At 57.9% G+C, this 21298-nt stretch carries 23 protein-coding genes; 7 read left to right on the top strand and 16 right to left on the bottom strand.

Annotation, left to right across the window (positions count from 1 at the left end):
- Positions 1–76: 76 nt before the first annotated feature.
- Both VXL81_RS02695 and VXL81_RS02700 read right to left on the bottom strand, forming a co-directional pair.
- Complete coding sequence (locus tag VXL81_RS02695) at positions 77–259, bottom strand: hypothetical protein (protein ID WP_340547150.1); 183 nt, start codon at positions 257–259, stop codon at positions 77–79.
- Positions 260–400: 141 nt separating this feature from the next.
- On the bottom strand, positions 401–1042 hold the full coding sequence (locus tag VXL81_RS02700) for a L,D-transpeptidase (RefSeq protein ID WP_340547149.1): 642 nt from the start codon (positions 1040–1042) through the stop codon (positions 401–403).
- 166 nt (positions 1043–1208) lie between these two features.
- Between VXL81_RS02700 and VXL81_RS02705 the strand changes: the two genes are divergently transcribed.
- Positions 1209–1700 carry a CAP domain-containing protein gene (locus VXL81_RS02705; RefSeq protein ID WP_340547148.1) on the top strand — a complete coding sequence of 164 codons (492 nt, stop codon included), beginning with the start codon at positions 1209–1211 and terminating at the stop codon, positions 1698–1700.
- A 109-nt stretch (positions 1701–1809) separates the two neighbouring features.
- Here the strand turns inward: VXL81_RS02705 and VXL81_RS02710 are convergent, their stop codons facing one another.
- The 8 genes from VXL81_RS02710 to VXL81_RS02745 all read right to left on the bottom strand — a co-directional run bounded on the left by VXL81_RS02710 (position 1810) and on the right by VXL81_RS02745 (position 11219).
- Positions 1810–2328, bottom strand: a complete 519-nt coding sequence (locus VXL81_RS02710; protein ID WP_340547147.1) for a L,D-transpeptidase family protein — start codon at positions 2326–2328, stop codon at positions 1810–1812.
- A gap of 64 nt (positions 2329–2392) precedes the next feature.
- Positions 2393–3202 (bottom strand): ion transporter, encoded by an 810-nt coding sequence (locus tag VXL81_RS02715; protein WP_340547146.1) that lies wholly within the window; start codon positions 3200–3202, stop codon positions 2393–2395.
- Between the two features lie 5 nt (positions 3203–3207).
- The gene (locus VXL81_RS02720; protein ID WP_416534327.1) at positions 3208–4455 is read right to left on the bottom strand and encodes a class I SAM-dependent RNA methyltransferase; all 1248 of its coding nucleotides are present in this window, start codon (positions 4453–4455) and stop codon (positions 3208–3210) included.
- 88 nt (positions 4456–4543) lie between these two features.
- Positions 4544–6421 carry an ABC transporter ATP-binding protein gene (locus tag VXL81_RS02725; protein ID WP_416552837.1) on the bottom strand — a complete coding sequence of 626 codons (1878 nt, stop codon included), beginning with the start codon at positions 6419–6421 and terminating at the stop codon, positions 4544–4546.
- Positions 6418–8256, bottom strand: a complete 1839-nt coding sequence (locus VXL81_RS02730) for an ABC transporter ATP-binding protein (protein WP_416552839.1) — start codon at positions 8254–8256, stop codon at positions 6418–6420. The genes VXL81_RS02725 and VXL81_RS02730 overlap by 4 nt, the downstream gene beginning before the upstream one ends.
- Before the next feature lie 224 nt (positions 8257–8480).
- The gene (locus tag VXL81_RS02735; RefSeq protein WP_416552841.1) at positions 8481–9632 is read right to left on the bottom strand and encodes a CCA tRNA nucleotidyltransferase; all 1152 of its coding nucleotides are present in this window, start codon (positions 9630–9632) and stop codon (positions 8481–8483) included.
- Complete coding sequence (locus VXL81_RS02740) at positions 9629–10225, bottom strand: CoA pyrophosphatase (protein ID WP_340547141.1); 597 nt, start codon at positions 10223–10225, stop codon at positions 9629–9631. Before VXL81_RS02740 ends, VXL81_RS02735 begins: the two co-directional genes overlap by 4 nt.
- Positions 10218–11219, bottom strand: a complete 1002-nt coding sequence (locus VXL81_RS02745) for an Hsp33 family molecular chaperone HslO (protein ID WP_416552843.1) — start codon at positions 11217–11219, stop codon at positions 10218–10220. Before VXL81_RS02745 ends, VXL81_RS02740 begins: the two co-directional genes overlap by 8 nt.
- A 78-nt stretch (positions 11220–11297) precedes the next feature.
- Between VXL81_RS02745 and VXL81_RS02750 the strand changes: the two genes are divergently transcribed.
- Positions 11298–11750, top strand: coding sequence for an NUDIX hydrolase (locus VXL81_RS02750; protein WP_416552845.1), 453 nt, complete (start codon positions 11298–11300; stop codon positions 11748–11750).
- 42 nt (positions 11751–11792) lie between these two features.
- Here the strand turns inward: VXL81_RS02750 and VXL81_RS02755 are convergent, their stop codons facing one another.
- On the bottom strand, positions 11793–13064 hold the full coding sequence (locus VXL81_RS02755) for a fused response regulator/phosphatase (protein ID WP_340547138.1): 1272 nt from the start codon (positions 13062–13064) through the stop codon (positions 11793–11795).
- Between the two features lie 177 nt (positions 13065–13241).
- Here VXL81_RS02755 and VXL81_RS02760 point away from each other — a divergent pair, with 177 nt between their 5' ends.
- Positions 13242–13565, top strand: a complete 324-nt coding sequence (locus tag VXL81_RS02760) for an Hpt domain-containing protein (RefSeq protein ID WP_340547137.1) — start codon at positions 13242–13244, stop codon at positions 13563–13565.
- Between the two features lie 12 nt (positions 13566–13577).
- Here VXL81_RS02760 and ilvA read toward each other — a convergent pair whose 3' ends face one another.
- A complete protein-coding gene (gene ilvA, locus VXL81_RS02765; protein WP_416552847.1) occupies positions 13578–14804 on the bottom strand; it encodes a threonine ammonia-lyase IlvA in 1227 nt (408 codons plus the stop codon).
- A 72-nt stretch (positions 14805–14876) separates the two neighbouring features.
- Positions 14877–15626, bottom strand: coding sequence for a hypothetical protein (locus VXL81_RS02770; RefSeq protein WP_416552849.1), 750 nt, complete (start codon positions 15624–15626; stop codon positions 14877–14879).
- Positions 15627–15760: 134 nt separating this feature from the next.
- On the opposite strand from VXL81_RS02770, the gene VXL81_RS02775 reads away from it, so the two are divergent.
- From VXL81_RS02775 to VXL81_RS02785, 3 genes are all read left to right on the top strand, one after another.
- On the top strand, positions 15761–16987 hold the full coding sequence (locus VXL81_RS02775) for an argininosuccinate synthase (protein ID WP_340547134.1): 1227 nt from the start codon (positions 15761–15763) through the stop codon (positions 16985–16987).
- A complete protein-coding gene (locus VXL81_RS02780) occupies positions 16984–17442 on the top strand; it encodes a DUF1810 domain-containing protein (RefSeq protein ID WP_340547133.1) in 459 nt (152 codons plus the stop codon). The genes VXL81_RS02775 and VXL81_RS02780 overlap by 4 nt, the downstream gene beginning before the upstream one ends.
- An 87-nt stretch (positions 17443–17529) precedes the next feature.
- Positions 17530–17814 (top strand): SCP2 sterol-binding domain-containing protein, encoded by a 285-nt coding sequence (locus VXL81_RS02785; RefSeq protein WP_416534335.1) that lies wholly within the window; start codon positions 17530–17532, stop codon positions 17812–17814.
- Between the two features lie 99 nt (positions 17815–17913).
- Here the strand turns inward: VXL81_RS02785 and VXL81_RS02790 are convergent, their stop codons facing one another.
- Both VXL81_RS02790 and VXL81_RS02795 read right to left on the bottom strand, forming a co-directional pair.
- A complete protein-coding gene (locus tag VXL81_RS02790) occupies positions 17914–18627 on the bottom strand; it encodes an HAD family hydrolase (RefSeq protein WP_340547131.1) in 714 nt (237 codons plus the stop codon).
- Positions 18627–19535, bottom strand: coding sequence for a D-amino acid aminotransferase (locus VXL81_RS02795; protein ID WP_416552851.1), 909 nt, complete (start codon positions 19533–19535; stop codon positions 18627–18629). Before VXL81_RS02795 ends, VXL81_RS02790 begins: the two co-directional genes overlap by 1 nt.
- 144 nt (positions 19536–19679) lie before the next feature.
- On the opposite strand from VXL81_RS02795, the gene msrA reads away from it, so the two are divergent.
- Positions 19680–20345, top strand: coding sequence for a peptide-methionine (S)-S-oxide reductase MsrA (msrA, locus tag VXL81_RS02800; RefSeq protein ID WP_416552938.1), 666 nt, complete (start codon positions 19680–19682; stop codon positions 20343–20345).
- Positions 20346–20421: 76 nt separating this feature from the next.
- Here the strand turns inward: msrA and VXL81_RS02805 are convergent, their stop codons facing one another.
- Positions 20422–21294 carry a ribokinase gene (locus VXL81_RS02805; protein WP_416534338.1) on the bottom strand — a complete coding sequence of 291 codons (873 nt, stop codon included), beginning with the start codon at positions 21292–21294 and terminating at the stop codon, positions 20422–20424.
- Positions 21295–21298: the final 4 nt, after the last annotated feature.

Below are 21298 nucleotides of genomic sequence, written 5' to 3' on the forward strand. Positions count from 1 at the left end.
GCCCATGTCAGGTCGGGAGACATGAAAAAAGGCGGTGGAAAATCCACCGCCTTTCTTACCGTTCTGAGACAAGCAATTAGTTGCTTGCAACAGCTGCGCCAACCAGAACCAGCAGCAGCAGCGGCAGAAGGATGCCGCTGGAGGAGCTTTCGGTCTGCTCAACAATAACCGGCGCCTCAACAATCGGCTCAGCCAGGTTGCCCGCGGAAGCGGTCGAAGCAGCAGCAGTCAGAGCAGCAGCGATAACGAGTTTTTTCATGTTAACCTCCAAAAATATGCGCAGTTCAGTCCACCCGAACCACGCGCCCAAGACTTACCTCGTAATATTTTTCTAATCAGCAAAATCGCGACATTGCAATTGCTTGTTGCATGATTCGGCCTCTGGAATGGGCCGATGTCGTCAAATTAGCAACACTTGAGTGCCCACTTTCGTGAGCGCAAACAGCTGCGAAATATGCTCGTTATAAAGGCCGATACAGCCGTTTGATGACCTGCGCCCGATCTTGCGCGTGTCATGCGTGCCGTGGATTCGGTAATACTTCCAGCTGAGATACAAAGCATGGGTTCCAAGCGGATTGTCCGGCCCCGGCGGGATATAGGCAGGCCACTCCGGGTTGCGCTTGCGCATGTTCGGAGTCGGCGCCCAGCCAGGCCCATCGACCTTGCGGATAATCTGGGTCCGGCCGCGGCGCGTCAGATCATCGGAGAGCGGCACGGACGAGGGATATAGCTTGTAGGTGCTCTGGTCTTCCGACCAGAAATGCAGGGCGCGGCTGTCGATATCCACCAGCACGGCTCCATTGCGCAGATTGTCGAAATAGGGCCGCCAGTCCTTGGACCGGAACGCCGAGATGTTACGCTGAACCGGCGCCTCGGGCTCAGGCGGCGGGCGCAGCGGGTCAAAACCCTCCGCGGTCGTGTCCGTGGCATCCTGTGCCCAGACGTCGCTGGCAAGACCGCCGCCAACCAGCGATGCGCCGACAGAAACGGAACCGGCGAGAAATTGCCGTCTAGAGAAGGATTCGAAGGGGCTGCGGGTCATGACTTTTCCAAACTGCGGAGATATGCATTCGTTATGCCGTATCTTATGGCGCGAATGCCTCAGTCGCAAATCAAACAATCCCGCGACGGTCAATTCACCGCTGACATGTTTGCGCCTATGTCACAGCCGGGCTATTGCAGCCCCAGTCAACGAAGCAAGGTGTAGTATGACACGTGTATTTCTGATCCTTATCGCCGGGCTGATGACCCTTGTCGCAGCCTGTGCCCCTGCACCTGATGGCAGCACAGGCGGCAGCGTGTACCGGATCCGTAACGCCGACAAAGTACAGCTGCGGATGCTCGACTCGGTCAACGCCCTTCGCGAAGCGGCAGGCAAGCCGATTGTCCAGCTGAACCCCCAGCTGACCGCTGCGGCCGCAACCCATTCGCGCGACATGTCGGTCCAGAACCGTCCGTGGCATTTTGGCTCCGACGGCTCTTCCCCGCTCGACCGCGTTGCCCGCACTGGTTTCACCGGCACAATGATCGGCGAGACGATTTCGGAAACATATGAGACCGAGTTGCAGACGCTTACAGCCTGGATGGAACAACCGGCCACCCGTTCGGTCATCATGGACGCCAAAGCGCGCACCATGGGCTTCTCCTGGTTTCAGGAATCCAATGGCAAGATCTGGTGGACCCTGGTCATGGGTAGCTAAGCGCGCCGATCCAATCTGTACCTGAACGAAGAGGGCCCGATCGCTGCATGGCAATCGGGCCTTTTCTATCACGAGACGATCAGCGCTGGCACGGTTACAGTGCAGACGATCAGGGACGCAGGGTAATCAACGTACCGTCGCGCACCATCGCATAGATCTCTTCGATCTCATCGTTGCTGACCGCAATGCAGCCCGCAGTCCAGTCATCCACCCGCGCAGCGCGTTTGCGTTCCTTGGGGTTGTTTGGCTCACCGTGAATGAAAATCTCGCCACCCGGTTTCTTGCCCATCGCCGCTGCCTTTGCCCGGTCCTGTGCGTTGGGGTAAGAGATCCCGATGGAGAGGTGATAACGACTGTTGGGATTGCGCCGGTCGATCAGATAGGTGCCTTCGGGAGTTTTGCCATCGCCCTCGATCTGCTTGTGGCCCTGCGGTGCGAAACCCAGCTCCATTTCATATTCGCGCAGAATATCCTCATTGTGCAGAAGATAGACCTTGCGGGCGCCTTTATTGACAACAACCGAGGTTACCTCGGGGCCATTATAACTGCGGAATTTGCTAGGGCCGGAGCTACAGCCCGCCAGCCCAAGGGTCGCCGCGGCGCCCAATCCGAATGTACGTCTATCCATTATTCTAGGTCTCTGCCTGATTTGCCTCATTTTCCAACTACTATCTTCGGTGGAAAATTCAAAATCACTTCTTCTCGTGCGGCGGTTGCAGCGTCGCGATTTGCTGCTCGATTGCCTCCAGCCGAGCCAGAACCAGATCCCGATAAGCGTCCGTGCGTTCGCCTTCTTCCTCGTGATGGGCATCCTGCATCGAATTCACTATCAGGCCGACCAAGAGGTTCACAACCGCAAAGGTGGTGACCATGATAAACGGCACAAAGAACGCCCAGGCATAGGGATAGATTTCCATGACAGGGCGTACGATGCCCATGGACCAGCTTTCCAAAGTCATGATCTGGAACAGGGAATATGCGCTCAGCGCGAGATTACCGAACCATTCCGGGAAACTGTCCGCGAAGAGTTTCGTCGCGATGACGGAGCCGATGTAGAAGATGATAGCCATCAGCAGGAAGACTGAGCCCATGCCCGGTAGCGCAGTAATGAAACCCTCAACCACCCGGCGCAGCCGCGGCGCAACCGAGATGACGCGCAACACCCGCAATATGCGCAGCGCCCGCAGGACGGACATCCCCTGCGCCCCAGGAAGAAAGGCGATGCTGACGATCACAAAGTCAAAGATGTTCCAGCCGCGCAGGAAAAACCGCAGCCGCTGTACCCAGAGTTTTGCCAGCAGTTCAACGACAAAAATCCCCAGGCACAGCTGATCGACAAACAGAACGATCGTCCCGAACCGGGACATGATCGTATCAGATGTCTCCATTCCCAGCGTCACGGCATTGATCAGAATCACCACAGTGATGAAGTTGCCAAAACGATCACTGGCGATAAGATCGCCCAGCCGCTGGTTCAGGGTTTGTTTTGCACTGATGCTCACCGGTTCTACCCTACGTAGGAAAAGCTGGCCGCGAGTTCCGTATGCGAGGACCAGCGGAATTGATCGACCACCTGTACCCAATCCAGCCGATAGCCGCCATCGGTCAAAATCTTCGCATCACGGGCAAAGGTGACAGGATTGCAGGAAACATAGGCAACCCGTTTCGTACGTGCTGCAACCAGCTGAGTGGCCTGGGCCTCAGCACCAGCGCGCGGCGGGTCAATCACTGCAGCGTCAAACTCCGTTCCAAACGGATTCAGATCCTCCGGCAGCAACGGGTTGCGAAACAGATCGCGGGTCTCGGTGGTGACTTTCTTCAAGCCTTTGGCCTGCCGCCAACCGGCATCCAATGCGCGCAACATGGCGCTTTCACCCTCGACAGCGTGGACCTCAGCGTTTTTCGCCAGTGGCAGCGAAAAAGTCCCGCAGCCGGCAAATAGGTCGACGAGACGTTTTGCCCCCGCGACAACCTCCTCGACCGCCGCGAGCAAGGCCGCCTCGCCATCACGGGTAGCCTGTAGAAAGGCACCCGGCGGCGGGCAGACATGTGCCGGACCAAAGGGTTGAGTTGGCGGCTGTTCCATACCGATCAGCTCGTCCTCCCAGGTCAGCCTTGCAATACGATGCGCGTCGACCACCTGCGCCAACGCGATCCGAAGCGCGCCATCCAGCGGCTTGCCGTTGGTCACCAGTACATCAACGCCAACCTCCGAGAGGGTCACCGTCACCGAAAGCGGTGCCTTGCGGCTGGCGCCAGCCATGGCCAGTGCCTCCGCCATCGGCACAGCAGCCAGAAGCTGTGGTGCCAGCAACTGGCAATCGGGTATCTCTGTAATTACCCCGGACGCGCGGCCATGGAATCCAGCCATCGCCCCTTTCTTGGTTCGGCGCACTGACAGCGTGGCGCGACGGCGCGATTGTGGCGGTGAGGTGTGGATCGGGCGAAACGCCGTCTCAATCCCCTGGGCAGCCAGCGCATTGCGCACAATATCGACCTTCCAGCCCGCGACAAAATCATCTGTCGCATGTTGCAGCTGACAGCCACCACAGGATTTATAATGCCGACAAGGCGCCTGGACGCGTGCCTCTGACGGGTTCTCGATGCGGATATCCGTGAGCTGGTGCCCGTCGCGAATACCGCTGACGGTCTCTCCCGGCAGGGTGCGCGGCGCAAAAAGCGGGCCCTCGGCGACTCCGTCCCCCTGATGGCCAAGACGAATGATTGTGGCTGTGGTTCTAGCTGCATGTGTCATGGCCGCTGCATACCCTGCGACTGGCCCGCGCAAAAGAAAAATGCGCAGTCTGCGTGTGAACGACTTTTGTGCGGGCGCTCAGTACTTCCTATTCCGCCGCATCCCACGATCGTCGAGTGATCGGATCGACCTCATCATCATCGCCTTCGGTCCGAATGAAGCCGCCGGATTGCCGCGACCAGAACTTCGCGTAAAGACCGCCTTGCTTCAGCAGTGCATCATGGGTGCCCACCTCCGCAATCCGACCTTGATCCATGACGATGATCCGATCCATTTCACTCAGCGTCGACAGGCGGTGTGCGATGGCCAGAACCGTCTTGCCCTGCATGACCCGCTCCAGCGCCGACTGAATCGCCGCCTCCACCTCGGAGTCGAGCGCCGAGGTCGCCTCATCCAGTACCAGAATGGGTGCATCCTTCAGGATGGCTCGGGCCAGCGCGATCCGCTGACGCTGGCCGCCCGACAGTTTCACACCCCGTTCGCCGAGATGGGCATCATAGCCGCTGCGGCCCTGTGCATCCTCCAGGTCAAGAATGAATTCATGAGCCTCCGCCTTTTTAGCGGCGGCAATAAGCTCCAGTTCGCTGGCGTCCGGCCGACCGTAAAGGATATTGTCGCGCGCCGAACGATTGAACATTGCGGTTTCCTGCGTGACCATGCCGATCTGGCTGCGCAGCGAGTTCTGCGTCACCTCTGAAACGTCTGTCCCATCGATCAGGATTTGGCCGTTTTCCCCGTCGTAGAGCCGCAACAGAAGCGACACGAGCGTGGATTTCCCCGCGCCGGAAGCCCCGACAATCCCCAGTTTTTCACCCGGTTCAATTGTCAGGGAAACATCCTGAATACCGCCGACATCGCGCCCATAGGCAAAGCCGACATTTCGGAATTCAATGCGTCCACCTTTGGTCCGCAGCGTCTTGGCGGTGTCTTGATCCTCAACCCGGTCAGGACGCGTTAGCGTCTTCATGCCGTTTTCGATTTCGCCAATGTTGGAGTAGATCGCCATCAGCGTAAAGCTGACCCAGCCCGTCATCTGCGCGATCCTCACCGACACCGCGCCCGCCGCAACGATATCACCTTCGGTCGCCATCCCGTCCCGCCACAACACAAGCGTAGCACCAATCAGCAGGACAGGCAGCACTCCTGCCAGAGTCATCAGACAGAACCGGAAGGTCGCCGACAGATAGCCGAAATGAAGCGCCTTGTTACGGAAATCGGCCATCGAATCCTGTGCCGTCCGTTCTTCAAAATCGGCATGGGCGAACAACTTCACCGTTTTGATGTTGGTGATCGTATCGACCACCTGCCCGGTAACCATAGCCCGCGCGCCAGCCCGCGCCGCAGACCGCTTTCTGATGCGCGGCAGAAACCAACGGATTGTGGCAAAATACCCGACCAGCCAAACCACGAACAATCCAGTGATCCGCCAGTCAATCGCCCCTAGCAATGCCAGCGCGCCAAGCAGTGATGCCAGCGCGAAGGCGACGACATTGATCACCTCAACCGCGACCGACGTCACCGCATTGGCAGTCTGCATCTGCTTCTGTGCGATGCGACCTGCAAAATCATCATCGAAGAAACGCACCGATTGCCCCATCGTCCAACGATTGAGACGGGACAGCACCAGCGGATTGACGTTCGGCTGCACAATAATTGCGTTGGACGCCGCAGAGAGGCCAAAAAGGATCGGCCGCAACAACAGGAAGAAACCCAACGCACCGGCAAGTATCACCAGATTACCTGCCGAGAAGAACCGGTCCGGCCCGCTGGCTATCGCCGTATCTATCACCAGACCCAGAATATAAGCCGTGACCGCCTCCATTCCCCCGGCGAGCGCCGAAAAGACCGCAGCCACCGTGAGCATTGGCCAGGCGCCGGACAGACACCATCGCAAAAAGCGCCCCAACTGATCTGGTGGGGCGCCGTCGGCCGGTTGAAATGCGTCGATCAGATTGCCCAGTTTCATTCTGCTGCCTCAATGTTCAGGAAGCCGCCGGATTGCCGCGCCCAGAACTGGGCATATAGGCCCTCTGACCGCAAAAGCACGTCATGGGTGCCCTCCTCGACAATACGACCGTCATCCAGAACCAGAATACGGTCCATCTGGGCGATGGTGGACAGACGGTGGGCAATCGCTATCACCGTCTTGCCTTGCATCATCCCGTATAGCGTTTGCTGGATTTCGGCCTCAACCTCTGAGTCCAGCGCCGATGTCGCCTCATCCAGAATCAAGATAGGTGCATCCTTCAGGATTACCCGAGCCAGTGTCACTCGCTGACGTTGCCCGCCTGAGAGCTTCACGCCCCGTTCACCGACATGCGCATCGTAGCCCCTGCGGCCTTCGGGATCCTCTAGGTCAAGGATGAACTCATGCGCCCGCGCTTGCTTTGCGGCCTCGATCATCTCGGCCTCGCTGGCGTCAGGCCGACCATAGAGCAGGTTGTCTCGCACCGATCGGTGCAATAGGGCACTGTCCTGCTGCACCATCCCAATCTGGGCGCGCAGACTGTCCTGTGTGACGGTACGGATATCTTGCCCGTCGATCAGGATCTGCCCGCCCTCGGGATCGTAGAACCGCAACAGCAGTTTCACCAAGGTCGATTTCCCGGCACCAGACCGCCCGATCAGGCCGATTTTCTCTCCTGGACGAATGGTCAGACTGACCTGATCCAGACCGCCAGAGCCGCGCCCGTAATGATGGGACAGCTGCCGGAGCTCCATCTCCCCATCGCGTAAATCAAGCGGCTTGGCATCAGCTGCATCCACCAGATCAATCGGCTGGGCAATGGTTTCCATCCCCTCGGCCACGACACCAAGCTGCCGGAAAAACGTGGTCAGCGCCCACATGATCCACCCGGTCATAGCATTGAGACGCAGGGTCAGCGCCGTAGCAGAGGCAACAACCCCGACTGAAGCCTGCCCCTGCATCCACAGCAGGATCGCCCAACCGACCACCCCAACGATCAGCAGGCCATTCAGCGTCACCAATGCGGCATCCATGATTGTATAGAGCCGCATCTCCGCCTGGAACGTCTTGCGCGTACGCTCAATCGCCTCTTTGGCATAGTTCAGTTCGGTATCGTGATGGGCGAACATCTTGACCGAATGAATGTTGGAATAGCTGTCAACAACCCGACCGGTCACCGTGGATCGGGCGTCGGAGGCGGCTTGGCTGGCTGGCCCGACCCGGCGCACTGTCCAGCGGATCAGCATCGCATAAAGCGCAAACCACACCAGCAGGGGCATCATCAGCCGCATGTCCGCCAACCACAGTAACAGAGCCGCGCCAGCCAGATAGGCCAATGCGAATGTGATCGCATCAAAGACCTGAAACACCACCTCACCAGCGGCAGGCGGTGTCTGCATTATCCGGTTTGCGATCCGCCCGGCAAAATCATTCTCAAACCAGCCAACGGATTGCCGCAATACATGCTTATGTGAACGCCAGCGGATCAAAGTCCCGAAGTTTGGAAGGATAGCGTTATTCAGCAACAGCACATCCAGTAGCTGCAGCAGCGGCCGAATGGTCAGGATAAATACAGCCAGCAGGATCAACTCTGTCCCGTGAGCCTGCCAGACATCGGCCGGTTCACCGGACAACAGGTCCACAACCCGTCCCATGTAATGGATCAGACCGATTTCAACGGCTGCGACGATGACCGACATAAACGCGGTGGCCGCAAAGACCTTTTTGAAGGGCTGCGAATAATCTTTCAGGAACGGCCACAGTCGCCGTGGCGGAGTGTCGGTTTCCGGGTAATCACAATAGGGGTCGATAAGGTTTTCGAAGAAACGAAACATGCGGGTGCTCCAATAATTGAGCATATGGAATAGTCATGCGAACAAAGGCCATCGCCGTGGCCCCTCCGACAGACGTCGGACAGGTCAGGCGTTAATTGCGCCAGATCCCGTGATACATGCGTATTCCTCCCGTCATAAGATGGTGCCATATGGGTAGGAAAAAAATTCCACTCTGTCACCCCTTTTGACGCGGTGGGCGACGCACGACAATCAGCACGTGCGCTTCAGGCCAGTCCCAGCAGCTCTTTCCGCGTCAGGGCAAACCCGGATCTGATCCATTTATCACGCAAGGAGTTGAGCGCTGCGCCAAGAGCAGGCCCCTGGAGTTCAGGCATCAGATCCTGCGCCGACACGGGGAATACGGCGGACGCGCCAAGATTGATTTCAGTCTCTAAATCAGGCGAAATCGGCATCTCAAGCAGGGCAGATCGCAACAGGATCACGCTGCGGGCGATGGCCGCCCCATGATAATAGGCAAGGGCAGCCGGACTTTGGCTTCCTTCAACCTCTTTGCGAAGCAAGCGTATCTCGGCGGCCTGAGATTTGCTCAACCTCAGAACCTCGCCCGGAGCGCTACCGCCGAGCGCTGCAAGACGGCGAATGGGATCGGGGGCGGACCCCTCTTCCAGATGGATCAACGGTGCCAGGGCGCGATCATCGCTGCCCGGCAGAATCAATGCGAGCAATCCGATTTTCCGCATAATCGCAATCGCCGGCGCCGGATCGGGGGCTGCAAGAAGCTTCAGGATCTCACTCCCGACACGCTCACGCGATAGGGTTGCGATGCCATCCAGGTTGCTCGCGATCGCCGACAGGGCGTCCGGATCAAACCCAGCATCCAAATCTCCGTACCAGGCGTGGAATCTGAAATACCGAAGCGAGCGCAGATAGTCCTCGCGAATGCGGTGTTCGGCAATGCCGATGAACCGCACAATCCCCGCGCGCAGATCCGGAAGACCGTTCAGGGGATCAACCAGTTCCCCATCCGGGCGAGCGTAAAGCGCATTCATGGTAAAGTCGCGTCGCGCCGCATCCTCCTCGATACGATCCGCAAATGCGACGACAGCGCGACGACCATCGGTAGCAACGTCACGACGAAAGGTGGTGATCTCATAGGGCGTACCGCGATGCACCAGTGTTACAGTGCCGTGATCGATGCCTGTTGGTATGGCTTTGATGCCGGCCTTGTCGGCCAGTTCGATAACCTGTTGCGGCAGCGCGTTAGTGGACAGGTCGAGATCTGAAACCGGCGCGCCCAATAGCGCATTTCGCACACATCCGCCGACGAAATAGACCTCCGCACCGCCCTCGGTCAGCACCTCGCAGACGCGCTGGACAGCCGGATCATCGAGCCAGGGCGCGGTCAGATATCTCATGACTGCATCCGGTCGGCGAGGCCGCGCAGCATTCGCGCGGTTGCGCCCCAAATGTAATAGGGACCGTATGGAACAGCGAAGTAGTTCCGCCGCACCCCACGCCAGCGACGCGACTGGATCTGATAGCGAGACGGATCGCAGAGATGTGAGAGTGGGACACTGAAAACCTCGGCAACCTCGCCAGCTTCGGCCTTGATATCAAAGGTCTGATCAATCAGGGCCACCACCGGCGTCACCATGAACCCGGTCACAGTTTCATGCGCAGGTAGCTGACCGACAATTTGCGGAAGATCACGCGGCAGCCCGATCTCTTCCCATGCTTCACGCAGGGCGGCATCGGTCACGCTTGCATCACCTGCGTCCTGCTTCCCACCGGCAAAAGCGATCTGGCCGGGATGATGTTTCAACGCCGATGACCGTTTTGTCAGGATGACCTGCGGCACGCCCTCAGCGATGCTGATCGCCACCAGAACGCCTGCCGGTCGCAATTTACGATCAACAGGTAGAACGACGTCGGGGTTCAGATCAAAATCGGATGACCCTCCCCCCTCAGCGCCCAGCGCAGCGGTCAGCTTTTCTCGCAGATCAGGCACTATCGCCCTCTGCCTCATCCGTTTTATCGGCCTCAAACCCCAGCGTCGCCGGATCAAGATCATAATGGGCGCCACAGAACTGGCAATCGGCTGTCACGCGGCCGTCGTCAGTGGTCATCGTTGCGATGTCCTTGGCGGAGTAGATCGACAGGCTTGCGCGTACCCGCTCCGTGGAACAGGTACATCCGAATTTGACTTGTTGGGCATCGAAAACCCGCGGTTGTTCCTCGTGAAACAATCGCAAGAGTAGATCTGTCGGCGTTACCGATGGGCCGATCAGCTCCATGTCTTCGACGGTCGCAAGCAGGTGCATCACACGGTTCCAGTTCTCGCCCTCTTCGCCGTTCACCAGATCTTCAGCCACCAGCGTATCGCCAGAGCCGGCACCGTCAGCAACAAACGGAGACGCCTTTGGCATCTGCTGTAGCATAATCCCTCCGGCCCGCCAGTGCTCGGGTACGCCCGGTTCGGCGGAACGGCCAAAGCTAAGCGAGAACCGTGTTGGCAGCTGCTCGGACTGGGCGAAATAGGCTTCGGCACAGGCGGCCAGCGACCCGCCCGCCAGAGGGGTGATCCCCTGATAGGGTTTCATCCCTTCACCCTGATCGACAAGAATCGCAAAATACCCTTCACCCACCTGATCAAAGAGGGCGCCATCCGTGAGCCGTGTTTCATCATAGCTGGCATAGGCGCGGATACGGGCCGGCTCGCCTTCTGCCTGGGGGGCATAGTAGTCGGTCGCGATCATCCTCACCGCACCTTTGGACTGCACCTGCAAGGACAGTTTCCATTGCAATTTGACTGTCTGACCAATCAAAGCCGTCAGCAATGCCATCTCGGCCACCAGCGCCTCGACGACAGGTGGGTAATTATGCTGCTTCAGAATGCCATCCAACACACCGTCCAGCCGCGCAACGCGGCCGCGCATGTCCGATACGTCAAGCTGGAAGGGCAGGACGGTATCGTCCCACGCGATTTTCGATACAAGTGTCATGGGGTTTCCTTACGCGCCGTGGATTGGCATATCGGGCCTATATAGGGTTTACACCATCAGAGTGAAGAGGTCAGCGCCGTGATCAGACGTTTTGGCGATACGCCGGATAAATCGAAAAGATACCGGCGCAGGCCCGGCGTCTACGCTCTCTTGCCGCGAAATGGCAAGCTTCTGGTGACCTGTCAGCAGGACCCAAGCCCGGATATTCAGCTGCCCGGAGGCGGCATAGATCCGGGCGAATCACCTATTCCTGCATTGCACCGCGAGGTGATGGAGGAGACCGGCTGGACCATTTCCTCCCCCCGCAAGCTGGGGGCATTCCGCCGGTTTGCCTATATGCCGGAGTATGATCTATGGGCTGAGAAACTCTGCCATATCTATATTGCGCGCCCGGCCCGGCAGATCTCAGACCCGAGCGAACCACTGCATGAAGCGCTCTGGATGCGAGCGGATGTCGCGCAAGAGATGCTCGGTAATGCCGGTGATCGCCACTTTGCCGGATATATCGCGCGATGGATGGGACAAAGCTAGAAATCGGCCGAAGATTGGCGAGCGACCCGGTGAAGGCTCAGCTTACGGGCCTTCATATTCGAATAGGGTGGCGGATACATCATCCTCCAAACCGTATTGCGACGACATCACCTGTGTCAGGTTCCAGTAGAGATCGTCGAGGAATTCCTGGCCGGTCTGATCCGAGTTGCACTTGCCGATCAGATCCACCAATCCCTCGGCCTCAAGCATCTCGCCATTCTCCAAGCGCGCCTCAGTAAAACCGTCCGAATACAGCAGCAGCCTGTCGCCCTTCTCCATCACCACATCTTCTTGGGAATAGGTGATATCTGGCACCAGCCCCACAGGAACGCCGCCCTTCCCGATGAACTCTGTGCTGCCATCCTTGCGGATCAGCAATGGGTGCGGATGGCCGGCCTGCACCATCTTCAACACGCCGCTGCGCAGATCGACGATGCAATAGGCCATAGTAAAATACTCTTCGATCCCGGTGTCGGCGATCAGCCGGGCATTCAGCAGGCTTGCAACTTCTTCAGGTTGGCGAAGGGCGTAGAAGCGGTTGAATCGCTTCTCCATGCCGACGTTCTGATCGAAATAGGTCGACGACAAATAGCCGCCAAGTCGCGCCGTCATCATTGCGGACGTAATGCCATGACCGGAGACATCGACCGAGTAAAAGCCAATCCGGTTCACCCCGGGTGAAAACATGCCAACCAGATCACCACCGATATGACCGCAGGGTTTCAAGAGCAGGCTGACAGTGGATGACCCGAATTTTCGCGACAGTTCTGGAACCAGCGATTCCTGAATTTTGCGCGCCTGAATCAGATCCTTGTCGATAGCATCATAGACCCGCTGCAATTCATCAAGCGTATCCGAGACGATCCGGTTCTTCTCTGAGAGTTCTCGCTGCATCCGCAGGATACGTTCACCCGCAGAGATTCTGGCGCGCAGTTCGTCCGAACTGACAGGTTTGGTCAGAAAATCATCCGCGCCGGCATCCAGCCCCTGCGCCACCTCGTTCTTTTCACTCTTGGAGGTCAGCAGGATGAAATAGCTGTAGTTATCCTGCGATTTGGCCCGGAACGCCCGGCAGAACTCCAGCCCATTCATTCCCGGCATCATCCAGTCGCTGAGGATCAGATCTGGCGGATCACTCTCGCAGATCTCCATCGCGACCTCGCCGCTTTCAGCTTCGACGACGTCGAATCCCCATTTCTTCAGCGATGCCACCAGGATTCGTCGCTGCAGACGGCTGTCATCGACCACCAGGACACGGCGGATCGAATTGGTCGTAACCTCTTGGTTTATTTCGATCGAACTGTCTGGCAACACCGAGTGAACCCCACAAAAAACGGCGCAAGATACCTTAAACGCAAGTCACTATCGCGCTCTTCGCTTAACAGGAAGTGAAGTTTGCGAAATATGGATCTAGCCTCGCGTTAAACGGTGATTTACGAGTTTATAAGTAAAGCAATCGTAAAATGCGATATCAAAACAAGGATTGCAAAGATGATTGATTGGTCACGCGCGAAGGAGCTGCACGAGGAAGTCGGCGCTGAGGACTTCTCTGAAGTTGTCGAGATCTTCCTCGAAGAGGTCGAAGGCGTCATCGAAAAGCTGAGATCCCCGGATCTGACCACCTTGGAACAGGACTTGCACTTCCTGAAAGGCAGCGCCCTTAATTTGGGCTTCTCTCAATTCTCCCGCCTCTGTCAGGAAGGCGAGCGCCGTTCGGCACAGGGCGAGGCAAAGGATGTGGACACAGCCACGATCATCGCCAGCTATGAGGCGTCAAAAGAAGAGTTCCTGCGCGACATGAGCAGCAAGCTCTGAGCCAGTACCTGCTCAGATCACGAATTGCGCCAGGGTTTCATCGCTGGTGATGTCGGTATAGGCAAAGCCGGCAGCATCCAACCGGACGTAGAGATCAGCGAAATTCTCAGGTCGCTTGGTTTCTATACCAATCAAAACCGAACCGAAGTTGCGCGCTGATTTCTTCATATATTCGAACCGGGCGATATCATCCTCTGGTCCCAGAATACCCAGGAACTCCTTCAGTGCCCCGGGGCGCTGTGGCAAGCGCAGAAGGAAATACTTCTTCAACCCCATATAGCGCTGTGCTCGTTCCTTCACTTCTGGCAACCGCTCGAAGTCAAAGTTGCCGCCCGACGTGAGACAGACCACCGTCTTACCACGGATCCAGGAGCGTACATCGCGCAAGGCCTCGATCGCCAGCGCGCCAGCCGGTTCCAGAACCACACCTTCGACGTTCAACATCTCAAGGATGGTCGTGCAGATCCGATCTTCGGCAATCGACAGGACGTCCGGCAGGGGCACATGTTTCAGCACCTCGAACGGCCGCTCACCGATGCGGCCAACTGCGGCGCCATCGACGAATGTGTCGACATGGTCCAGTGCTACGGGGTTTCCAGCAGTTAGCGCCGCCCTCAGACATGCGCCGCCAGAGGGTTCTGCAAAAAGACAATGCACCTTGTCGCCGAACCAGCGGGCCACGCCGGACGACATGCCACCACCGCCCACCGGCAGGATCACATGATCGGGAACGGCGCCCAGCTGAGCCTCGATTTCGACCGCGATGGAGCTCTGGCCTTCGATGACATCATCATCATCAAATGGTGACAGAAAATGCCCGCCTTCCGTTGCACACCAAGTCTGAGCTGCCGACAGTGTGTCGTCAAAATAGTCGCCAACCAGATGGATTTCGACGTTGTCGCCGCCAAACATGCGGGTCTTCTGGATCTTCTGCTGAGGGGTGGTCACCGGCATAAAGATCACCCCGCGCTTGTCCAGCTCGCGGCACATAAAGGCAACGCCCTGCGCATGATTTCCAGCTGACGCACAGACAAACAGCGACTGGTCCAGCTGCTTACGCATTGCATTAAACGCACCGCGGATCTTGTAGGACCGCACCGGGCTCAGATCTTCTCGCTTCAGGTAGATATCCGCATCGAACCGTTCCGACAGCAGCGTGCTGCGCTGCAGCGGCGTGGCGGGAAAGATCGCGCGCATGGCCTGTTCGGCGGCCCGGGCCTGGGTATGAAAATCACTCATGTCACTTGAGTGACCCAACCCCGCCCCCATGACAAGGGGGCAGGATCAAAGCATACTGAAGAATACCGCAGATCAGATCGCACGTTTCTCGACGTAGTAGCCGTAAAGCGTCGTGAGAGCACTGATATTCAAGATCGCAAGCACGACAGAGAACGCTATCTCAAGAACCATCGCGATCAGTACAGCATCGGCCACAAGGAACAGGATCAGTTCAGCCACGAGCTGCAGACCAAAAAGACAGAGGCCAAGGACAAACAACGTACCAAATGCACCGGTGGTCAGTGCCAATGACTCGCTCACACCAATAGGCTTACCAAGCGCCGCCGCCGGCAGGACCAATGCAAACCTGAACATGAATATCGCAATCAGCGCGCCAGCGGCCAATAACAGGTATAGGCCAATCATCCCGATACTCTGAACCAATGCAGACCCGATAGATACAAGGATACCGTAGAGCAGTATAGCGATAAAAAACAGCTTGATCAGACCCAAGATATAGCTGCCCATCTCCGCCTTATGCAAAGCTGGAAGCCAGCCGCGAGGATGCTCTTCCAGCAGAATGTAGCGATGCCAGGCCACCACGGTCCACGTGCCAATCAAGCCAATCACAAGCCATAGTCCAACGATGCGCCAGAGAACTGAAAAGAACATGTTGCCGTCAAACCCGCGCGCCTGAAGCCCAATATCGCCTAGCAAGCCACCGATGGCCAAATAGGCGATCGCCGACACGATCAATCCGGGAACAAGAAAGATCCGCATCAGCTGCGGGACGTTCCGCTGCACCATGCTTACCGAGTGTAGAAATAGCTTCCAGCCAATCATTTATTCAGACTCCAATACTGCTCAATCGTCGCACGCGACCACTATGCGGACACTCCGGTTCCGATATGGGGAAAACCTTGCTCTTCTGTCAAAAACCGGATAGGCCGCTGGCGTTCTGATCAAGAGGAAATCCCATGTCCGCGCCCAAGAAAGTTGTCCTCGCCTACTCCGGCGGCCTTGATACGTCAATCATTCTGAAATGGCTGCAGACCGAATACGGTTGTGAGGTTGTGACCTTCACCGCCGATCTCGGCCAGGGTGAGGAACTGGAACCTGCCCGCCAGAAGGCAGAGCTGCTGGGCATCAAACCAGAGAACATCTACATCGAAGACGTACGGGAAGAATTCGTGCGGGACTTCGTCTTCCCGATGTTCCGCGCCAATGCCGTCTATGAAGGCCTCTACCTGCTGGGCACCTCCATCGCGCGTCCGCTGATCTCCAAGCGTCTGGTCGAGATTGCCGAGGCAACCGGCGCCGATGCGGTTGCTCATGGCGCCACCGGCAAGGGCAACGATCAGGTCCGGTTCGAACTGGCAGCCTATGCGCTGAACCCTGATATCAAGGTGATCGCCCCCTGGCGCGAATGGGATCTGACCTCGCGCACCCGTCTGCTCGAATTCGCAGAGGCGCACCAGATCCCTGTGGCCAAGGACAAACGTGGCGAAGCCCCCTTCTCCGTGGATGCGAACCTTCTGCACACCTCCTCCGAAGGCAAGGTGCTGGAAGACCCCGCCGTGGCGGCGCCTGACTATGTCTATCAGCGCACCGTCCACCCGGAGGATGCTCCGAATGAAGCTGAATTCATCGAGATCGGCTTTGAAAAAGGTGACGCCGTCAGCATCAACGGCGAGGCAATGTCACCCGCGACCATTCTCACCAAACTGAACGAATACGGCGGCAAGCACGGCATCGGTCGTCTCGATCTGGTCGAAGGCCGGTTTGTTGGCATGAAATCCCGCGGCATCTATGAGACACCGGGCGGCACCATCCTGCTCGAAGCCCACCGCGGCATTGAATCCATCACGATGGACCGGGGCGCAATGCACCTGAAAGACCAGCTGATGCCGCAATATGCCGAGCTGATCTATAATGGTTTCTGGTACTCGCCCGAGCGCGAAATGCTGCAAGCCGCCATCGACCGCAGCCAGGAACATGTCACCGGCACCGTACGTGTTAAACTGTACAAAGGTTCCGTATCCACCGTAGGCCGCTGGTCAGATCACTCGCTCTACTCCGAAGCACATGTCACCTTCGAGGAAGACGCGGGTGCCTATGATCAGAAGGACGCAGCGGGCTTCATCCAGCTCAACGCGCTGCGGCTGAAACTTCTCGCCGCTCGCGAGCGCCGGTTGAAGAAATGAGCGACCGCGTCGATATCGAAGATGATATAGACGACGATCTGACCGAAGAGATGGAGATGTTCGTCGAGGCGCAGGACACCGTTTGGAACGATGTCCGCGCCGAACTCTCCGCCGGTAAAAAGACGAGCCACTGGATGTGGTTCGTCTTTCCCCAGCTTGCTGACCTTGGCCAGTCCCATATGGCGCAGCTCTACGGGATCGAGGATCTGACGGAGGCCACCGCGTATCTGGCCCATCCGGTCCTGAACGCGCGGTTGACCGAGGCGAGCGAGCTGCTGCTCACCCACAAAGACCGCAGCGCCGCGTCCATCCTCGGCGAAACTGACGCCAGGAAACTCTGCTCATCAATGACGCTCTTTGCTGCCGTTCCTGGCGCACCAGATGTGTTTTCACAAGTATTAGAGACGTTTTTCGACGGAACCCCCTGCCCGGTCACCCGTAGCAGCCTGTCTTGAAAGCTGACGTAACCTCCCCTTTGGTCACCCTTGCCTGCTGACAGACGGATGCCTAACCCTTGGCGCAAAGATACCGAGGGGGAGACGATGGCACTTCAACCGCTGGCGGATGGTATCCGCGCCGGGCTGACCGGGAAAAACTTTGACGGTTCGTTGAAATTCGATTGCGGCGACGATGGCGTCATCGTTCTCGCAGATGGCGATGCCACGACAGAAAACCGTGACACCGACTGCACCATCCGCATCAGTACCGAAAACCTGAAGAAGCTGCTCACCGGAAAACTGAACCCGATGACCGGCGTGATGATGGGCAAACTGAAAATTTCAGGTGATATGGGGGTGGCAATGAAACTGGGCAAGCTGATCGGCTGATCACGACGCAGCCCTGCGGCCTGTCATCTTTCCAAAAAATACTCCGGGGGTGAAGCGCCGCAGGCGCGAGGGGGCAGCGCCCCCCCTCGTTCCCTTCCGTCAGATCTTTGTCGTTTGCAGCTGCTCGTAATAGGGCAATGCCGCTTGCAGAACCGGTTGCAGTTCATCCGGAACCTCGGGCAACGGTCCTTCTGGTCCTGCGAATTTCGTCGACTGCCAGACAGATCCATACCAATGTGCCGCCCAGATGCCGTCGTCCTTGTGTCCGCCCATGGGCCATGACAGCATCTTCGGGGAAAACGGCATCTCGATCCTGTCACAGAGCCGTTCCAGCATCTGCGCGGGATCTCTGCGAATATCGTTGCTGTCCAGAACCACCGGACTCTGACCCCAACTCTGGACCAGATCGAGCAATTCCGCCTGCTGGCGAAACCCTATGTCATCCAACGTCGGATTTTCCCGTTTCTCCGCGTAGGAGGCAATGACCCGCGCCGGATGGCGGATCAGAAACACATTTGTTACCTCACGCATCCAGTCACGGGGTATGCCCTCGATCATATGCTGCGTCATGTGCTTCTGATAGAAAAACGGTTTTGCAGCCGGGACCGGCCCCAGCAACAAATCCACGACCGCTGCCGGCTCCTGTGGCTGGCTCTCCAGGATCTCGGCGCGCATTGGGTGCTCCAGTCCCGTTTTCGCCAGATACGCCGCATAAAAAGGTTCATCCACCACAGCGCAATCGCCGCGATTGCCAAATGCATACATCATCGCCGTCGACAGATTGCGCGGCCCTGACCACATCGCGATCCGCATCAGGCGCACTCCCGCGCGATGAGATCCTTGTAGAGCGAGCGGATCCGCTCGGTCACAGGCCCCATGGCACCCTCACCGATCTGGCGACCATCGATCTCGCCCACGGGCGTCTGCGCACCAAAGGTTCCGGTCAGGAAAGCCTCATCCGCGCCGTAGGTATCCACCAGTGAATAGTTGCGCTCAAAGACAGGGATGTCGTTGGCGCGGCACAGGTCGATCACTTTCTGTCGGGTGATCCCGTTCATGCAGTAGTCACCGGTCGAGGTCCAAACTTCACCTTTGCGAACGATAAAGAAATTGCAGGCGTTCGTCGTGTTCACAAAGCCGTTCGCGTCCAGCATCAGCCCTTCGTCGGCGCCCGCCTTCTCGGCTGCGATACAGGCCAAGATGCAGTTGAGCTTGGAATGCGAATTCAGCTTCGGATCCTGCGTCATCGGCAGTCCGCGCAGATGTGGCACGGTTGCCAGCCGGATCGGGCGCGGCAGGTGAGGGCGCGAATGCTCCATGATGATGGTGAAGGTCGGTCCCTGCTGCGACAGCGAGGGATGTTGAAAAGGCCGAGTTTTCACGCCGCGTGTCACCATCAGCCGCGCATGGGCATCTGTGGTCATACCATTGGCTTTCTGCGTGTCCAGCACGACCTGTTTGACCTGATCAGGGGACATGCCGATATCCAGATCAATCGCCTTTGCAGCCTCGAACAGGCGGTCCAGATGCTCATCCATGAAGGCCCAGGTCCCATCATAGAGGCGCAGCCCCTCCCAAACGCCGTCACCCAGCATGAAACCGCTGTCATAGACGCTGACCTTGGCGTCAGCTTTCGGAACAATCTCGCCGTTCAGATAGATCAGGATCTCTTCGTTGCGCTGATCTTCTTCCGCTTGGTGCGTACTCATTTTCTTGGTCATCTGCTCCTCCTGCGAGGCGCACGCTAGAAGCATTGGATCCCATTTCCAAGCGGTAACTTCCCGTCACCAAGCCGTGACAAACCATGTCATGTGATTGAGCCCGAAAGAGCACCGAGCCACAGTAGAGCAACGATGGAGGCCATGATGCGTTCGACCAAATCCCTTAGACCAATCGTACTGACCTTGTTCATGGTGCTGGCCGTGGCCTTGAAAGGTCATCAGGCCCATGCCCAGAACGTCGAAACCCTGACCGTGGCGGGTGGCTGCTTCTGGTGCGTGGAAAGCGATTTTGAAAGCGTTCCAGGTGTTCTCTCGGCAGTATCCGGCTTCACGGGCGGCAGCGTGCCATCACCTACGTACAAACAGGTCACCGCCGGCGGCACCGGTCACTACGAAGCGGTTCAAATCCGGTTTGACCCCAAAAAAGTAACGCGCCATCAGTTGCTGTCCATGTTCCTGAGGTCAGTTGATCCGACAGATGCCGGTGGTCAGTTCTGCGACCGCGGCGACAGCTACAGAACGGCCATATTCGTCTCTGGATCGGATCAGCAATCTGCCGCAGAGGCTGCCAAGGCCAAGGCGCAAGCAGAACTCGGTCACGCCATCGTCACACCGATCCTTCCCGCAACGGCATTCTATCCCGCCGATGCCTACCATCAGGATTATTACAAAGGGAACCGGCTGGTGCTCACGCGATTTGGTCCCAAACGTCAATCGGAGGCGTATAAGCGATATCGGCAGGCCTGTGGTCGCGATGCAAGGGTATTGCAGCTATGGGGGGCCGCAGCGCCTTTTGCCAAGCAGCACTAGGTGCGGCACCATGGATAACTGCACGAAAAAGGCGCGGTGGAACACGCGCCTTTTTCATATTGACTGATTGATGTTGTCAGAAACTTGCGTCTTGCACCTCTTTCAGGTCGGGGATCACATCGGCGGTGCCTTTGCGGGTGACCATCAATGCAGCTGCGCGACTGGCCTGCGCCAAGGCCTGCGCCATCGGCATGCCACGGTCCAATCCCGAGAGCACATACCCCGTGAAGGTATCTCCGGCACCCGTTGTGTCGACCGGAACAACCGAATGCGCTGCAACATCGTGGGTTTCACCACTCTCGCACGCATAATGGCGCGCGCCCTTGGACCCCAGAGTCACGATAACATCTGACACGCCCAGCGCTTCGGGCGTCTTGCCGGTCGCTTCACGCAGCTGTTCGGCTTCGACCTCGTTCAGGAACAGATAGTCGAGATACGGCAGGACCGCCTGGACTGCCTCTGCATCAAAAGGCGCGGCGGCATAGGCAACCTTCAGGCCAAGATCGCGACCCATTCGTGCAGCCTCGGCCTGCATGTTGGTCTCGTTCTGCATCACCAAAATGTCACCCGCACTCGCCTCTGACAACGCAGAGCCGACCTGATCTTCGCCGATCTGACGGTTGGCCCCGGGAAACAGGATAATCTGGTTCTCGCCCGACGGATCAACCGCGATGATTGCATGGCCGGTCGGCACCTCCAGCTGCGCAATATGGCGCGTGTCGACGCCATATTCCAACAACCGCGTGACGGCCCAGGCCCCGTCCGGTCCGACCGCGCCAAGATGGCAGACATGACTGCCTGCGCGCGCGGCGGCCACAGACATATTTGCTCCCTTTCCGCCCAGGAACTGCTCCAGCCCCTCCGCCGCAAGAGTTTCCCCCGCAGCTGGCATATGAGGCAGCGCATAGATCATGTCGGCGTTGATTGAGCCCAAATTCCAGATCGCCATGAAA

The organism is Phaeobacter sp. JH204B (genome assembly GCF_048055755.1).
Lineage (GTDB): Bacteria > Pseudomonadota > Alphaproteobacteria > Rhodobacterales > Rhodobacteraceae > Phaeobacter > Phaeobacter bryozoorum.

Bases quoted from the DNA above. Each gene is read 5' to 3' on its own strand.
- VXL81_RS02695 (WP_340547150.1), bottom strand. From the start codon at position 259: ATGAAAAAACTCGTTATCGCTGCTGCTCTGACTGCTGCTGCTTCGACC.
- VXL81_RS02700 (WP_340547149.1), bottom strand. From the start codon at position 1,042: ATGACCCGCAGCCCCTTCGAATCCTTCTCTAGACGGCAATTTCTCGCC.
- VXL81_RS02705 (WP_340547148.1), top strand. From the start codon at position 1,209: ATGACACGTGTATTTCTGATCCTTATCGCCGGGCTGATGACCCTTGTC.
- VXL81_RS02710 (WP_340547147.1), bottom strand. From the start codon at position 2,328: ATGGATAGACGTACATTCGGATTGGGCGCCGCGGCGACCCTTGGGCTG.
- VXL81_RS02720 (WP_416534327.1), bottom strand. From the start codon at position 4,455: ATGACACATGCAGCTAGAACCACAGCCACAATCATTCGTCTTGGCCAT.
- VXL81_RS02725 (WP_416552837.1), bottom strand. From the start codon at position 6,421: ATGAAACTGGGCAATCTGATCGACGCATTTCAACCGGCCGACGGCGCC.
- VXL81_RS02730 (WP_416552839.1), bottom strand. From the start codon at position 8,256: ATGTTTCGTTTCTTCGAAAACCTTATCGACCCCTATTGTGATTACCCG.
- VXL81_RS02735 (WP_416552841.1), bottom strand. From the start codon at position 9,632: ATGAGATATCTGACCGCGCCCTGGCTCGATGATCCGGCTGTCCAGCGC.
- VXL81_RS02745 (WP_416552843.1), bottom strand. From the start codon at position 11,219: ATGACACTTGTATCGAAAATCGCGTGGGACGATACCGTCCTGCCCTTC.
- VXL81_RS02760 (WP_340547137.1), top strand. From the start codon at position 13,242: ATGATTGATTGGTCACGCGCGAAGGAGCTGCACGAGGAAGTCGGCGCT.
- ilvA (WP_416552847.1), bottom strand. From the start codon at position 14,804: ATGAGTGATTTTCATACCCAGGCCCGGGCCGCCGAACAGGCCATGCGC.
- VXL81_RS02770 (WP_416552849.1), bottom strand. From the start codon at position 15,626: ATGATTGGCTGGAAGCTATTTCTACACTCGGTAAGCATGGTGCAGCGG.
- VXL81_RS02775 (WP_340547134.1), top strand. From the start codon at position 15,761: ATGTCCGCGCCCAAGAAAGTTGTCCTCGCCTACTCCGGCGGCCTTGAT.
- VXL81_RS02780 (WP_340547133.1), top strand. From the start codon at position 16,984: ATGAGCGACCGCGTCGATATCGAAGATGATATAGACGACGATCTGACC.
- VXL81_RS02785 (WP_416534335.1), top strand. From the start codon at position 17,530: ATGGCACTTCAACCGCTGGCGGATGGTATCCGCGCCGGGCTGACCGGG.
- VXL81_RS02790 (WP_340547131.1), bottom strand. From the start codon at position 18,627: ATGCGGATCGCGATGTGGTCAGGGCCGCGCAATCTGTCGACGGCGATG.
- VXL81_RS02795 (WP_416552851.1), bottom strand. From the start codon at position 19,535: ATGACCAAGAAAATGAGTACGCACCAAGCGGAAGAAGATCAGCGCAAC.
- msrA (WP_416552938.1), top strand. From the start codon at position 19,680: ATGCGTTCGACCAAATCCCTTAGACCAATCGTACTGACCTTGTTCATG.
- VXL81_RS02805 (WP_416534338.1), bottom strand. From the start codon at position 21,294: ATGGCGATCTGGAATTTGGGCTCAATCAACGCCGACATGATCTATGCG.